Source organism: Gloeomargarita sp. SKYB120, assembly GCA_025062155.1.
Taxonomy (GTDB): domain Bacteria; phylum Cyanobacteriota; class Cyanobacteriia; order Gloeomargaritales; family Gloeomargaritaceae; genus Gloeomargarita.
Genome location: JANXAM010000004.1, coordinates 91,574 through 106,160, shown reverse-complemented (window position 1 = coordinate 106,160; position 14,587 = coordinate 91,574). Strand labels below are relative to the sequence as shown.

The window sequence follows — 14,587 nt, the reverse complement described above, 5'->3', positions numbered from 1 at the left end:
AATGGCGACCCAATTCCCCACATGCACATCACCCTGCGAATCTGGCGGCAATCGGGTCCCCAACAGCCGGGGCGCTGGATGACTTACTCGCTTCCGGAGGTTTCTCCCCAGTGGTCGCTCCTGGAAACCCTGGACCAACTCAATGAAGCCTTGATCAAGCGCGGACAGGAACCGGTGGCGTTTGAGAGTGATTGCCGGGAAGGGATCTGCGGCAGTTGCGGGATATTGGTCAATGGTATTCCCCACGGGCAAGCGGGGCTGACCACCTGCCAGGTGTATATGCGGCAATTTCGCACGGGTCAAACGCTGACGCTCGAGCCATTTCCAGGGTTTCCAGTGGTGCGGGATCTGGTGGTGGACCGCAGCGCCTTTGACCGGATCATGGCCCAGGGCGGCTACATCAGCGTCAACGTGGGCAGCGCCCCCGAGGCCAACACGATCCCGATTCCGGCCTCGACAGCGGAACGAGCGTTTCAGGCGGCAACCTGCATCGGCTGTGGCGCCTGTGTGGCGGCTTGTCCCAATCAGTCGGCAGCGCTGTTTGTTGGGGCAAAAATTACCCATCTCAGCCTTTTGCCCCAGGGTCAACTGGAGGCGGCGCAGCGGGTGCGGCAGATGACAGCCCAAATGGACGCGGAGGGTTTTGGGCATTGTTCCAACCACGGTGAGTGTGCAGCAGTGTGCCCCCAACGCATTCCCTTGACGGTGATTGCCCGCCTGCGACGGCAGTACTGGCGTTCGTGGTGGTGATCACCAGCCGTCGGAACCCCCTGGTGCAGCAGATTCGTTTGCTCCACACTGCCAGGGGACGCCGAGAAAGAGGGGAGTTTTTACTGGAAGGGACGCATTTGCTCAGCGAAGCCCTCAACCAAGGCGTTGCCCTGAAACAGGTTTGCTACACGTCGGCCTGGGCGGAACACCATCCCGAGTTGCTCGGCCGGTTGCCGCCGGGGATTGCCCAACCCGTGAGTCCAGCGGTGCTGGAGGTGCTGGCCACAACCGTCCATCCCGATGGCGTCGTGGCTGTCGCGCCCATCCCCACCGCTCCATCCCAACCCCTTGTGGGTTGGCTGCATCTATTGGGCAACCGGTTGCAGGACCCAGGGAACGTGGGCACCTTGATTCGCACAGCGGCGGCGGTGGGGGTGACCCAGTTCTGGTTGACGGACGACAGCGTGGACCCCTACCATCCCAAAGTCCTGCGCGCGGCGGCGGGTCAATGGTTCCGTTGCCCGCCCGTTGTGTGTCACGACCCCCTAGCCGTTCTGCAGCTCTACCGGCAACAGCAGGTGCAGGTGATCGCCGCCGATGCCCAGGGCGACCAGATTTACTGGCAGGTGGATTGGCGACGGCCTACGCTCTTGCTGCTGGGAAACGAAGCTCAGGGCTTGCCCGCCGCCTGGTTACAGGTCGCCGACCAGGTGGTGCGGATTCCCCAGCAACCGGGAGTCGAATCCTTGAACGTGGCGGTGGCCGCCGCCGTTTGCCTGTACGAGGCTTGGCGCCAGCGCTGGACAAGTTAAAAAAATTGGCATATGATTGGAGTTTGGCGTAGGGGGGTTAGGTCATGAACGCCCAGGCAATCATCCGGTCCATTGAGGCCGAGTATCTCAAGTCGGATGTGCCCCAAATTGATGTGGGGGACACGGTCAGGGTGGGAGTGGTCATCCAAGAAGGGGGCAAGGAACGGGTGCAACCCTACGAGGGCGTGGTGATTGCCCGGCGCGGTACAGGGGTCAATCTCAGTATCACGGTGCGCAGGACCTTTCAAGGAGTCGGCGTCGAACGGGTCTTTCTGGTGCATTCCCCGCGCATTGCCAGTATCGAAGTGCTGCGGAAGTCAGTGGTACGGCGGGCCAAGCTGTACTACCTGCGCAAACGGGTGGGCAAGGCGACTCGCCTGAAACAGCGGTTTGACATCTAGGTTCGGGCTGAACGGTTTACCTGGTCCGCCTACGCTAGGGTTGACAACGGAATTCCTGCATCATCCACCTCCCATGACTGCCCTGACCCCCAGCCCTAGTTTTAGCCTGACGGTACGCATTGCCATCCCAAACCGGGTGGGGCAGTTGGCCTCGGTTCTCCAGGCGATTGGGGAAGCTGGCGGCAACTTGGGGCCGATCACTCTCATCGAGCAAACCCGCCAGACCGCCATCCGTGAAATCACGATTGATGCCACCAGCCCAGAGCACGAGGAACGAATCATCGCTACCCTCAAGTCCTTGCCCCAGGTGCGGTTGTTGAGCGTGGACGACCGGACGTTCAAATTGCACCAGGGGGGCAAAATTCACCTGCAGAGCAAAATTCCCCTGAAAAATCGGGCGGACCTGGCGATGGCCTACACCCCTGGTGTCGGGCGGGTCTGCGCCGAAATCGCCCAAAACCCCGACCAGGTTTACCGCTTCACAATCAAGCAAAATTGCGTGGCAATTGTCACCGACGGGAGCGCCGTGCTGGGGCTAGGGAACCTAGGGCCTTACGCTGCGTTGCCGGTGATGGAGGGCAAAGCCATGCTATTCAAGGAATTCGCCGGCATTGATGCGTTTCCCCTTTGCCTCGATACCCAGGACCCAGAGGCCATCGTGGAGACGGTCAAGCATGTGGCACCGGTGTTTGGGGGCATCAATCTGGAGGATATCAGCGCACCCCGCTGTTTTGTGATCGAACAACGCCTGCAACAGGAGTTGGATATGCCGGTGTTTCATGACGACCAGCACGGTACGGCGGTGGTGACGCTCGCAGCCCTGTTGAACGCCCTGCGCTGGGTCGGCAAGTCCCTGGAACGGGTGCGCATTGTCATCAACGGGGCGGGTGCGGCGGGTTTAGCGGTGGCGGCGCTCTTGAAACGGGCGGGCGCCCAAGGGTTGGTCCTGTGTGACTCCCAGGGCATTGTCAGTACGCAGCGGAACGACCTGCATCCGATGAAACAAGCGTTTGCTGTGCCCCAAACCGGTACCCTGGCCGAGGCGCTGGTGGAGGCCGACGTGTTTTTGGGGTTGAGCGTGCCGGGCGCAGTCACCCCAGACATGGTCCGTACCATGGCGCCTGACGCGATTGTGTTTGCCCTGGCCAACCCGGTGCCGGAAATCCAGCCGGAGTGGATTGAAGATAAGGTGGCGGTGATCGCCACGGGCCGCAGCGATTACCCCAACCAGATCAACAATGTGCTGGCGTTTCCGGGTATTTTTCGGGGGGCGCTCGACAGTCGAGTGCGGCGATTGACCCCAGAACTGTACTTAGCGGCGGCGCGAGCCATTGCCAGTTTGGTCAGCCCCCAGGAGTTGCAGCGGGAGTACATTATCCCGTCAGTGTTTGACTCGCGGGTGGTGCCCACCGTGGCCCAGGCGGTCGCCCAAGCGGCTCGCGAAGCCGGTCTCACCGCCAAGTAGCGCTTGCGATGGCTCGGGCGTTGACTGTATAATTGATCTCTATGACTTTGGTGAGGGCCATGTCGAAGCAAAAGCTCAAGACCCGGAAGGCGGCGGCCAAGCGGTTTCAGGTGACGGGTAGCGGCAAGATTCTGCGGCGGCAGAGTATGCGCAATCACCTGTTGCAGAAAAAGTCCAGTCAACGCAAACGGCGGCTAGCCCACAAGGTGTTGGTGCATGCAAGCGACTTGGCCAATGTGCGGTTGATGCTGGTGCAGTAGGGGGTTGCCATGCGCGTCAAACGGGGAAATGTCGCCCGGAAGCGACGGAAAAAAATTCTCAAGCTGGCCAAGGGATTTCGGGGCGCAGCATCGGTGCTGTTTCGCACCGCCAACCAGCGGGTGATGAAGGCCCTGCGCTATGCCTACCGGCACCGGCGCGAGAAAAAACGGGATTTTCGCCGCCTGTGGATCGCACGGCTCAATGCAGCCACCCGTCTGGCAGGCTTGTCCTACAGCCAGTTCATTGGGCAATTGCACAAGGCCCGCATCGCCCTCAATCGAAAAATGCTGGCTCAGATGAGCATTCTTGACCCCGAAACCTTTGCCCAGGTGGTGGAGGCGGCGAAACAGGCGGGTTAACCGGTCAGCTGGCGCAAGGTTTGCAACAACTCGGGTTCTAGGTAGGGTTTGGTCAAGTAGGCGCTGCACCCGAGGGCTTTTGCCAGTTGCTGATGGGTTTGCCCCGCGCGCGAGGTCAGCATGATGATGGGCAAATCGGGATAGCGTCCCTGCTGGCGACAAACGCTTAGAAATTCAAACCCGTTCATGCGGGGCATTTCCACATCGCAAAAGACGGCCTTGATCCCTGGATGCTGCGCCAAGACGTCCAGGGCTTCCCGCCCATCCGCCGCCGTGTACACCTGGTAGCCGTGTTTGCTCAGGGTTTTGGTCAACATCCCCCGCATCGTCAGGGAATCGTCCACCACCAGGATTTCGGTTTGGCCGAGGGTGCGCACAGGTGTTGGGGGCGTGACAACGCCTAGCTCCGGCGTGCGGAGCCAGTGCTGCACCAGCGCTGTGGCGTCCAACACTGGCACTAGCTGGCCATCTCCCAAGATCGTACAGCCATACACGTAAGGGGGCGCGGGAAACAGACCGCTCAAGGGCTTGATCACCAAGTCCTGCTCCAGCACAATCTGGTCAATCTCCAGCCCATAAACTGCGTCGCCAACGCTGAGCAACAACAGGGTTTGCCCCAGTGGTAAAGGCTCGGCTGGCGGCGTCGCCCGGTTCCACCGCACCGGATAGTGGTACGCCAGGACCGACGGGGGAATCAGGGGCACCAAGCGCCCTTGCCACCGGTACAACCGCCGTCCCTGCACCGTCAGCCATGCCTCATCCGGCACACGGACAATCGCCGCCAAGCTATCCACCGCCAGCGCCATCAACTGCTGCTCCAGCCGAAACACCAGCAGCTTGGTAATCGTCAAGGTCAGGGGCAACCGCAGGGTGAAGGTCGTGCCTTGCCCTGGCTCACTATGCACCTGAATCGTGCCCTTCAGGGCTTGAATTTGCAAGCGCACCACGTCCAAACCCACACCCCGGCCCGACAGATCGCTCACGGTTGGGGCCGTTGAGAAGCCAGGCGTAAACAGGCAGTTGATGAGTTCCTCCTGCGTTGCCTGGACCGCCTGTTCGGGGGTCAACAGTTGTTTTTCTATTGCTTTTTGGCGCACCCGTTCAAAATCAATGCCCCGCCCGTCATCCCGCACCACGATGTAGGTTTGATTACCCCGGTAATAAGCGTGAATCTCGATGGTTCCTTCAGGGTTTTTCCCCCGCTGGCGGCGCTCCTCTGGCGGTTCAATCCCGTGGTCGAAGGCGTTGCGCACCAGATGCACAAGAGGGTCGCTCAATTTTTCCAAAACCGCCTTGTCCACCAACGTGTTGGCCCCCACCAGCCGCAGCCGCACCTGCTTCCCATACTGGCTGCTCAAATCGCGGATTAGGCGGGGGAAGCGTTGCAGCAGGTCGTTTAGGGGCACCATGCGCATCCACAGCAAATCACTCCGGATGTGTTTAAGGGTCTGCTGCTTTTTGCGCCACTGCTCCTGGGCCTGCTGGGTGACCAAGCCCATATCCCGCATGATCTCCGCTACCTGGGCCACCTCCTCGATCACCGTCTGCACCCAGCTGTAGAGCGGGCTGTAGGTGTCCATCTGCAGGGGGTCCAACGCCGGTTGCCCGCCGCCGGTTTGAGGCGATAGCAGTGTCGCTTGGTCCGCCGCATCCTGCAATAACCGGCTGAGGGTTTCCAGCTTGTGCAGGCGCTGGTTAAACCGCTGCACCAGCTGCTGGAGCTGTTGCTGGTACAAGAGCGCCCCGTTCTCCTGGATGACCAGTTCGCCGATGAGATTGTTCAGGCGTTCCAAGCGCTCGACGTCTACCCGCACGCTGCGACTGGTCGGCGCCGGCGTTTCTGCCACCGGTGGGGGCGCGGTCTCTGGTTCCACAAACGCCTGCAATTCGGGGCTGACCGCACCGCCATACGCCCGCTCGCCTGCCATGACCTGCGCGTAGCCCTGGCGCAAATCCCGCACGATGACCGGCACAATCGCCGTTGCCTGTTCTGGATGCTGGGCAAGCGCCTGGAGACCGGTTTGGCAAATCGCCCGCCAGCCCGCCAAGTTGAGCAGTTCTCCGATGCTGGCCAGAACCTCCAACTGGGTTTTCACCTCGGTGAGGTCGTCCGGTGTCGGTTGGGCCAGCCATTGCTCCAGACGGGTTAACCCCTGCTGCACATCGCCGCTAAAGATGGTGGCGGTCATGTCCACCCCCAAATCCTGGGACGAAGGCACGTAGGTTTGCGCAGGGGCGGATGCCGTAGCACCCAACATCGCTTCAAGGGGCCGGAAGGCCTGCTCAGCTTGCTGGAGCACCGTCTTCGGGTCTAGCTCCAGACCCTCCAACTGCGCTTGCAACGGGTGGCGCAGGCTGTCGAACGCCCGCAGCAGCGCCTCCTCCAGGGACAGGTCCACCGCCCCTGGCCAGTGGTACAGGGCTTGCAGAGCATTTTCCAGGCGATGGGCAATCCCTTGCACCACCGTCCAACCCACCGTCGCCGCCCCTCCTTTAAGGGAATGGGCCGCCCGCATCAGGGCATGGATATGGGGAATGTCGTGGTGCTGGCGCAACTCCAGCAGACCGGTTTCCAACGTCTGGAGCAACTCCTGCGCCTCCTGGGCAAAAAACGCCAGCGCGTCCGCGTTGGTCTCCGTGGGCGGCGGCAAAGGCGGGCCGGTCCAGAACCCATCCGCCGTAGCTTCAGCTCCAGTTTGGTCACCAGGTGGCGGCGTGTCAGACGCCTGGGATTCGGTGAATTCGAGACGACCCAACTCCTCCCAAAGGGATAGGGACGTATCGGGCATCGGTTCAACGTCTCCAGCAGGTGCCGTTGCCGGAGCCGGTTCGATGGGCGTGCCACTAGCCCAAGCAGTGGATGCATCGCTCATCGCCGGTGCCAGCGCATCTGCGGTTGACGACCACTCCAAACCGGTTGCTTCTCCCAGGGAAGTCGCAGTCTCGGCCACCCGGCCCTGCGCCGTTGGGTCAAACTCGGTCGGTTGATTGGCGATTTCCTCCCACAGGGATACTGGAAACGGTGCACCCCCGTTGTCGGCCAGGGCTGGCTGCTCCTGCGGAATAGGGGTTTCTTTCAGGGCCACCCGCTCGACGTCGGTTGGGGATCCGAGAGATTCACTCCAGGCCACCAGCTCAGGACTCGGCGCTGCTTGTGGCCCTCCAGCTTCCAGGTCCCGCAGCGCCATCTCGGCAATGGTCAACGCCTGCTCGGGATGGTGGGTCAAGGCCGCCAAGGCCAAGCGACTGATGCGAGTCAATCCCGTTAAATCCAGCATTTCCCCCAACCCCGCCAGCACGTCGAATTGTGCCCGCAGTTCTCCCACCAGCAGGGGGGAGTGGGGTTGGCTTAATAACCCGCGAATTTCTTGGATTTTAGGGGCAATATCTGTCTCCAACAGGGTTTGCACAAGGTCCACCTGCAAATCCTGCGATGTCAAGGGTTCCACCGCCTGGGGTTTTGGCCCTAACCGTTCCGTCAACTGCGGGTAAATCACCTCAGCCCGTCGCAGGCTCGGCTCGGCGTCACACACCCCCGTTTTCAGCCACTGGGCCAGGGGCAAGCGCAAACAGTCAAAGCCCTGCAGCAACAAATCTTCGATGGCGTCAACATCCGTTTCAGGACGCACGGTTAGGATTTGCAAGACCTCCTCCAAGCGCTGGGCCAAGGTCTGAATACTGTGCATCCCGACGCTGGCTGCGCCCCCTTTCAGGGAATGGGCCACTCGCATCAGACGGTAGTAAGCCGCCGCTGACCGCTCCCGCCGTAGATTCAACAAACCCTTCTCCAATTCCGCCAATAGCTGGGGTGCTTCGGCCCGAAAGCAAGCCAGGATGTCGTCAGCAGGCGGGTCAGCCATGGGCACCGTTTACTCTTGTTTGCCCGTAATTTTAAACAGCCGTCCAGCGGAAGATTCCCCCGTGAGTTTGATCAACACAAACCCACTGGCCACGCCCACCAGCACCATCCCCGCAATGACCGCTGCGTGACTCCAAATTTCCGCCGCCATTCCCTTGACCTGTGACGTTTTTACCTTTCCATCATAGCGAAAAGGCTCAGTACCCCTGAATACGCCCCAGGCGAGTTCCTGGGAAAAAGTGGCCAAGAATTTGCAGGTAGTTGTACTGCCGTTTCGCCAGCTCGTAGGCCCGTCGTTGGCTCATGCCCCGTCCTCCAAACACGTCTCGCACGATGTTGTCGTTTGCGGCGTACTGGGTCAGGACAATGCCCCCCCGGTAGGTGAGAATTTGCCCGCGCGTGGCATCCACCGCCGCCCGCGTGCTGGGCTGTTCGGAGCGCAATCCTCGGTACACCTGATGGCGCTCGGTGGTGCCCAGGTCGTAATACCGGTCCGCCGGTTGCAAGCGCTTGGTGACGGCATAAGAACGCGCAGCCACCGCTTGGGCCTGTAGGGCTGCCGCTGGCCAGTGGGCGTACATCTCCGCTCCCACCACGCTGTAGAGATATTCCTCTAGGTCCACATAGTTGATCACGCTCAAACCGTTACGCGCCAGCAGCAACAGCCGCCCCCGATACCAGCCGTCACCCGCATAGACATACCCACCGCTGCTCGGTAGCACCCAAAACCACGGCCCCCGTTGCCCAGCGATGGTCACCTCGCCGTTGTGAGCTTGGGCAATTAGGCGTCTAAGCGGCGGCAGGGTAGCCACCAGTCGCCCGTAGGCATCCACCACCTGGCCAGGGGTTGAAGTCCCCAGCGTCAGCGGCTGGTAGGTCTGCCGTAAAAAAACCCGCATTGTGACTGTCGCCCACCCTGGCGTGGCCCAACTTATCCAGAGCCAAAGGACAGCCCACCACCCCTTGCGCAGCACAGCCTTCGACCTCACACCCGACTCCTACTATAGAACGAAACGGCGGGTTGGTGGTCAGGACCCAGCCACAGCGGTACCCTAAAAAGGGGAGCGCCTTTATTGTTAAGATTGGGTTAAAAGTAATCTCGGTGACTGCACTATGACCAGCCCGCCCGACAAACCGGAAGAAGCCTGCGGCGTTTTTGGCGTGTACGCGCCGGGGGAAGAAGTGGCCAAGCTTGCCTACTTCGGTCTCTACGCGCTGCAGCACCGAGGCCAGGAATCGGCCGGCATTGCCACTTTTGACCGGGGACAGGTGTACTGCTACAAGCAGATGGGGCTGGTTTCGCAGGTGTTCCGGGAAGACATCCTGCGGCAATTACCGGGGCAGTGGGCGGTTGGGCATAACCGCTATTCCACGACCGGGAGCAGCCGAGTGGTCAATGCCCAGCCGGTGGTGGTTTCCAGTCGTTTGGGGTCCTTGGCGCTCGCCCACAACGGCAATCTCATCAACACCCTGGAGCTGCGGCGTGCGCTTCCCACCGACCGCTATCCCCTCCAGGCCACGACGGATTCGGAGGTCATGGCCCAGTTGTTGGCCCAGGCGGTGGATGCAGGGGCCGATTGGGTCACCGGTGCTGTGCAAATGGCTAGGCAGTGCTTAGGAGCTTTCAGCGTTGTCATCGGCACACCAGCGGGAATTCTCGGGCTGCGAGATAGCTATGGGGTGCGCCCGCTGGTGCTGGGGACCCTAGGGGAAAAGGGGTTGGTGCTGGCCTCGGAAACCTGCGCCCTGGACATCATCGGAGCGGACTACCTGCGGGAGGTCGAACCGGGGGAATGGGTGTGGATCACACCGGAAGGCTTGACCAGCGGCCAGTGGCAACCGGCCAACCGCAAGTTGTGCGTGTTTGAGATGATCTATTTCGCCCGCCCCGACAGCATCATGGAGGGCCACAGTCTCTACACCTACCGGCGCCGGTTGGGGGAAATTTTGGCCCAGGAAGCCCCCGCGGATGCGGATTTGGTGATTCCTGTGCCGGATTCGGGGGTGCCTGCCGCGATTGGTTACGCCCACGCCAGCGGCATTCCCTACGCCGAAGGGTTGATCAAAAACCGCTACGTGGGACGCACCTTCATCCAGCCAACCCAGACGATGCGGGAAACGGGGATTCGCATGAAACTCAACCCGCTGCGGGATGTTCTGCAGTCGCAGCGAGTGGTGGTGGTGGACGATTCCATCGTGCGGGGGACCACCAGCCGGAAATTGGTGCGGGCGTTGCGGGAAGCGGGCGTGCGCGAGGTGCATATGCGGATTTCGTCGCCGCCAGTGACCCACCCCTGCTTCTACGGGATTGACACGGACAACCAGGACCAACTGATTGCCGCGCGCCAGTCAGTGCCGGAAATTGCCGCTCATTTGGAGGTGGACTCCCTAGCTTACCTGAGCTGGGAAGGCATGTTCCGCGCCACGGGTCAGTCCCCCCAGCAGTTTTGTTCGGCCTGTTTCACCGGCAATTACCCGATTCCGGTTCCTGACACTCTCAAACGCTCGAAGTTCATGCTGGAACGGGTTTAGGGGCCGGGCGAGGGGCGTCGTTGCCGGAGTACGCGGTAGAACCACCGAAGCCCTAGGCCGGTTGGGAGCCAGTAGGGACTAAACACCACCGTCCACAGGGCGATTTGGAGAACGCCGGTAGTGAACTGACTCAGAGCACTCGTGGCCTGTCCCCAAGTTTCCCCCAGACGGTCACCCAGAGAAGGCGCTTTCACTTGGGTAGCCGCCAGTTGCACCTGAATCCGGGCGTAGCGCACGCGGTTTTGCAGGTTCACCCGCTGGGCGTCCAACTGCTCAATCTGCTCCCGCACGCGAGCGACCTCCTGAGCCACCTTGAGCACGTCCCCGACTGAACCAGAGCGCTCCATGATCTTCAGCAGCATCGCTTCCGTCCGGCGGAGATTGCGCAGGCGGGCGTTCAAATCCACCAGTTGGTCGCTCACGTCTTCGGCGGTCACTTGCCGGCTCTCCAGGGTGCCCAACGTTGTCAAACGCTCCAGCATGGTTTCCAACTGAGGAGCGGGCACTTGCAGTTCCAAACTTAACCGGCGCACGTCCCCCACCATGCCGCTGTCTTCCAAGTTCAACAGCTCCCCACCGGCTTGACGCACCCAAGTGATGGCCCGTTGGCTGGCGGCAGTGGCATCCGCGACTTGCAGGGACAGGCTGGCAGTTTTGACCAACTGGGTAGGTACCGCGAGCACTCTTGCCGTCCTGGTTGTTGTGGGGACAGACTGTTCAATAGCCAATTTGGGAGGAGCCTTTGTTGTCTGGAGGTTCGTGCAACCTGCCAGCCCTAGCCCTAACAGCACCAGCGCCAGGCGCTTCATTGGGTCAAATCCATCAGCCGGTTCAGGTCGTGGTTGCTGCCAATCACCCACATCATCATGCCCTCTTCCAGGGGCGCTGTCGGGTTGGGATTGATTTCAAAATGGGAACCGGGACGACCCACAGCAATCACGCTGATCCCGTACTCGTTGCGCAGCTTCAGGTCCACGATACTTTTGCCCACGAATGCCGGCGGCACCCGCACCTCCACGATGCTGTTTTCCGGGTCTACCTCCAGCCGCTCGATGATGTTGGGACGCACCAGGGAGCGGGCCAGTTGTTCCCCCATTTGTTTTTCTGGGTAAACCACGCGGGTGGCTCCCACTTTCTCCAGCAACCGCCCGTGAATGTCCGATGATGCCTTGGCAATGATATTCGGCACGTTGGCTTCGCGCAAATTTAAGGTGGTGATCACGCTCTGTTCGATGTAGTTGCCGATGGCGACAATCACCGTTTCAAATTCAAAAAAGCCCGCTTCCTTCAAGGCGTTGGGGTCTGTGGTGTCCAGTTCCACTGCATGGTCCACAATCCCTTCTTCCACAATGGCCGCCACCAGGTCTTCCCTTTTGTCCGCCCCTAGGACTTCGCAGCCCATGCTCTTGAGGGTACGGCAGACCGACCGGCCAAAGCGTCCCAGGCCAATGACCCCAAACTGGCGCCCCTGCTGGTGGCGACGGCGCTGCCAAAACGCCTGCATGCGCTCCCTCGGGTCCCTAGCTCTACCCTACCAAAAAAGTCTCTTCGGGGTAATGGGTGCGCAGGGGGCGGGGTTCACTGACGATGGCCGCCATCAGCAACAACACCCCCACCCGTCCCACGTACATCGTCACCGCGATCAACAACTTGCCTGGAACCGTCAACTGCCCAGTGATGCCAGTAGACAGCCCAACTGTGCCAAATGCCGACACCACCTCAAACAACAGCGCCAAAAACCCGTGGTCCTGGCCAGCCTCGGTGATGGATAACAAAGTCACCATCAGCATTACCACTCCCAGCGACCCGATGAGCACAGCAATGGCTTTGTAAATCAGCACCGGCGGGATTTCCCGTTCGTACATAATCACTTCCTCATGGCCCCGCAGAATGGTCCGCGTGGCTCGCACCAGCACCCGCACAGTGGTCGTTTTGATGCCCCCGCCGGTTCCCCCTGGACTGGCGCCGATAAACATCAACACCATAGTAATGACCAGTCCGGTCACCGTCATTTGCCCCACATCAATTGTGTTGAAACCGGCAGTCCGGGGCGTGACGCTGTGGAACCAAGCCGCCCACCACTGGCCGGCCAGGGGTAAGCGCCCCAAAGTGGCCGGGTTGCGCACCTCGACCGCCCAAAGTAGGAGCATCCCTACGGCCCAGAGAAACCCGCTGGTCGTCAACACCACTTTGGTATTGAGACTCACCGCCTGGCGCCGCCGGAACCAATGCCACAGGTCCGACAGCACCGGATAACCGATGCCCCCCAGCATGATCAAGGCCGAAACCACCCCCACTACCGGTCCCGACCGTTGATAGCGCATTAAACTGTCGGGAAACAAACTAAACCCGGCGTTGTTAAAGGCGCTGACGCTGTGAAAAACTGCCAGCCATAGCCCCCGTCCCCAGCCATATTCCCGCCGGAACACCGACCACAGGGCCAGTGCCCCCAGCGTCTCAATCAGCACTGTCGCCGCCAGGATCAACCGCAATAGCCCCTGAATCCCGCCAATGCCACTCTGGTCCAGGGCGTGCTGGATGGCTAACTTATCCTTGAGCCGGAACCGCCGCCCCAACGCCATGAACAACAGGGTCATGGAGGTCATGTAACCCAAACCGCCAATTTGCACTAACAACAGCAGTATGATTTGTCCAAACAGCGAGTAATATGTACCAACATCTACCACCGAAAGTCCCGTGACACAAACGGCGGAAGTAGCGGTAAACAGGGCGGTTACCGGATCGCTCCACTGGTGGGTTTGGGTGGCCCAGGGGCCAACGAGCAGGAGTGTCCCCACGCTAATTACCAGCAGAAAACCGAGACAAATGGTGCGGGCTGGGGTCATAATGGGGTACTAGGGTGGCTTCCTAACCCTTTATACATGAACAGTTGGTCTGCGCTTGGCCTGATCCTGGTTCTGACGCTTATTAACGGTCTATTTGCCATGTCAGAACTGGCGATCCTGTCGGCTCGCAAAACCCGGCTCCAGCAACAGGCAAACGAAGGCGACCATCGCGCCCAACTGGTTTTGGACCTTGCCGGCCATCCCACCCGCATGTTGTCCACCATCCAAATCGTGATTACGTTGGTGGGCATTTTGATTGGTGCGTTTGGGGAAGCGACGCTGGGCAATCACCTGCAAGCCAGTCTAGCCCAGATTCCGGTTTTGTCGCCCTACGCCCATGTGCTTTCCACGCTGCTAGTGGCTATCGGCAGCACCTACATTGCCCTAATTTTTGGGGAACTGGTGCCCAAGCAGGTGGGGCTAAGCTATCCCGAACCGATTGCCATGCTCGTGGCTGCGCCGCTTTCCTGGCTTTCGCGGGTGATGGCGCCGTTGATTGCCATCTTGAGCTGGTCGGCCCAGGCCATTTTGACCCTAATGGGGATTCAGCCAGTGCGGGAACCCCAGGTTTCCGAAGAGGAAATCAAACTCCTTTTGCAGCAGGGCACAGAAGCTGGAACGTTTGCTGAGTCAGAGCAGGATTTGGTCGAGCGGGTTTTTCGGTTGGATGAACTGCGCATCAGCGCCCTGATGACCCCCCGCCCCGACATTGTGTGGCTTGACCTGGAGGACCCCCCCAGCAAAAACCAAGAGGAAATTTGCAACCACAGCTATTCTCGATTTCCGGTGTGCCAGGGAGATTTGGACCATGTGGTGGGAATTGTATCCACCCAGGACTTGCTAGCCCAGGCATTGCGAGGAGAACCCTTTGACCTAACCCAGCACCTGAGTCCCCCCCTTTACGTCCCAGAAAACACTCACGTGCTCAAGGTGTTGGAATTGCTACGGCAATCCGGTTCGCCAATGGCGCTGGTGGTGGACGAGTACGGCGTGGTCCAGGGGCTGGTGACCTTCAAGGACATCCTGGAGGCGATCATTGGCGAGATTCCCTCCACCGACGACGAGGACGAACCCACAGCCATTCAGCGAGAGGACGGTTCTTGGCTGGTGGATGGACTGATGGGGATCGAGAAATTCCAGGAACTGTTTAACATTCCCGAACTGCCCGAAAACCGCTCGTACCACACCCTGGCTGGGTTAATCATTGACCATTTGGGGCACATTCCCCGGGTGGCGGAGCATTTTGAGTGGGCTGGCTTGGAGTTTGAAATTGTAGATATGGACGGTAACCGTGTGGACAAGGTGTTGATTACCTGTCCGCAACTCTCCAAGTAGGCTAGA

Annotated in this window: 14 protein-coding genes; 8 read left to right on the top strand and 6 right to left on the bottom strand. The window is 60.3% G+C overall.

What is annotated here, in order from left to right:
- Positions 1-21 precede the first annotated feature (21 nt).
- The 6 genes from NZ705_03060 to rplT all read left to right on the top strand — a co-directional run bounded on the left by NZ705_03060 (position 22) and on the right by rplT (position 4,009).
- On the top strand, positions 22-750 hold the full coding sequence (locus NZ705_03060; protein ID MCS7291939.1) for a succinate dehydrogenase/fumarate reductase iron-sulfur subunit: 729 nt from the start codon (positions 22-24) through the stop codon (positions 748-750).
- Entirely contained in the window at positions 681-1,523 is an 843-nt protein-coding gene (locus NZ705_03055) for an RNA methyltransferase (GenBank protein ID MCS7291938.1), read from the top strand. The genes NZ705_03060 and NZ705_03055 overlap by 70 nt, the downstream gene beginning before the upstream one ends.
- Positions 1,524-1,567: 44 nt before the next feature.
- Positions 1,568-1,924 (top strand): 50S ribosomal protein L19, encoded by a 357-nt coding sequence (gene rplS, locus NZ705_03050; protein ID MCS7291937.1) that lies wholly within the window; start codon positions 1,568-1,570, stop codon positions 1,922-1,924.
- A gap of 73 nt (positions 1,925-1,997) precedes the next feature.
- Positions 1,998-3,389 carry an NAD-dependent malic enzyme gene (locus NZ705_03045; GenBank protein ID MCS7291936.1) on the top strand — a complete coding sequence of 464 codons (1,392 nt, stop codon included), beginning with the start codon at positions 1,998-2,000 and terminating at the stop codon, positions 3,387-3,389.
- 59 nt (positions 3,390-3,448) lie between these two features.
- Positions 3,449-3,649 (top strand): 50S ribosomal protein L35, encoded by a 201-nt coding sequence (rpmI, locus tag NZ705_03040; protein MCS7291935.1) that lies wholly within the window; start codon positions 3,449-3,451, stop codon positions 3,647-3,649.
- A gap of 9 nt (positions 3,650-3,658) precedes the next feature.
- Entirely contained in the window at positions 3,659-4,009 is a 351-nt protein-coding gene (gene rplT / locus NZ705_03035) for a 50S ribosomal protein L20 (protein MCS7291934.1), read from the top strand.
- Here rplT and NZ705_03030 read toward each other — a convergent pair.
- Genes NZ705_03030 through NZ705_03020 form a run of 3 tightly spaced genes read right to left on the bottom strand, consistent with a single transcriptional unit; the run spans position 4,006 to position 8,767 of the window.
- On the bottom strand, positions 4,006-7,869 hold the full coding sequence (locus tag NZ705_03030; protein ID MCS7291933.1) for a response regulator: 3,864 nt from the start codon (positions 7,867-7,869) through the stop codon (positions 4,006-4,008). The two genes, rplT and NZ705_03030, sit on opposite strands and share 4 nt — an antisense overlap.
- 9 nt (positions 7,870-7,878) lie before the next feature.
- Positions 7,879-8,019, bottom strand: a complete 141-nt coding sequence (locus NZ705_03025; protein ID MCS7291932.1) for a hypothetical protein — start codon at positions 8,017-8,019, stop codon at positions 7,879-7,881.
- A gap of 46 nt (positions 8,020-8,065) precedes the next feature.
- A complete protein-coding gene (locus tag NZ705_03020; protein ID MCS7291931.1) occupies positions 8,066-8,767 on the bottom strand; it encodes a SpoIID/LytB domain-containing protein in 702 nt (233 codons plus the stop codon).
- 214 nt (positions 8,768-8,981) lie between these two features.
- Here NZ705_03020 and purF point away from each other — a divergent pair, with 214 nt between their 5' ends.
- The gene (gene purF, locus NZ705_03015; protein ID MCS7291930.1) at positions 8,982-10,400 is read left to right on the top strand and encodes an amidophosphoribosyltransferase; all 1,419 of its coding nucleotides are present in this window, start codon (positions 8,982-8,984) and stop codon (positions 10,398-10,400) included.
- Here purF and NZ705_03010 read toward each other — a convergent pair.
- The 3 genes from NZ705_03010 to NZ705_03000 form a co-directional block, all read right to left on the bottom strand.
- Positions 10,397-11,083: a DUF4349 domain-containing protein gene (locus NZ705_03010; GenBank protein MCS7291929.1), complete on the bottom strand. Its 687-nt coding sequence runs from the start codon at positions 11,081-11,083 to the stop codon at positions 10,397-10,399. The two genes, purF and NZ705_03010, sit on opposite strands and share 4 nt — an antisense overlap.
- A gap of 122 nt (positions 11,084-11,205) precedes the next feature.
- Positions 11,206-11,904 (bottom strand): TrkA family potassium uptake protein, encoded by a 699-nt coding sequence (locus NZ705_03005; GenBank protein ID MCS7291928.1) that lies wholly within the window; start codon positions 11,902-11,904, stop codon positions 11,206-11,208.
- 22 nt (positions 11,905-11,926) lie between these two features.
- A complete protein-coding gene (locus NZ705_03000) occupies positions 11,927-13,246 on the bottom strand; it encodes a TrkH family potassium uptake protein (protein MCS7291927.1) in 1,320 nt (439 codons plus the stop codon).
- A gap of 36 nt (positions 13,247-13,282) precedes the next feature.
- On the opposite strand from NZ705_03000, the gene NZ705_02995 reads away from it, so the two are divergent.
- Positions 13,283-14,581 carry a hemolysin family protein gene (locus NZ705_02995; GenBank protein ID MCS7291926.1) on the top strand — a complete coding sequence of 433 codons (1,299 nt, stop codon included), beginning with the start codon at positions 13,283-13,285 and terminating at the stop codon, positions 14,579-14,581.
- Positions 14,582-14,587 lie beyond the last annotated feature (6 nt).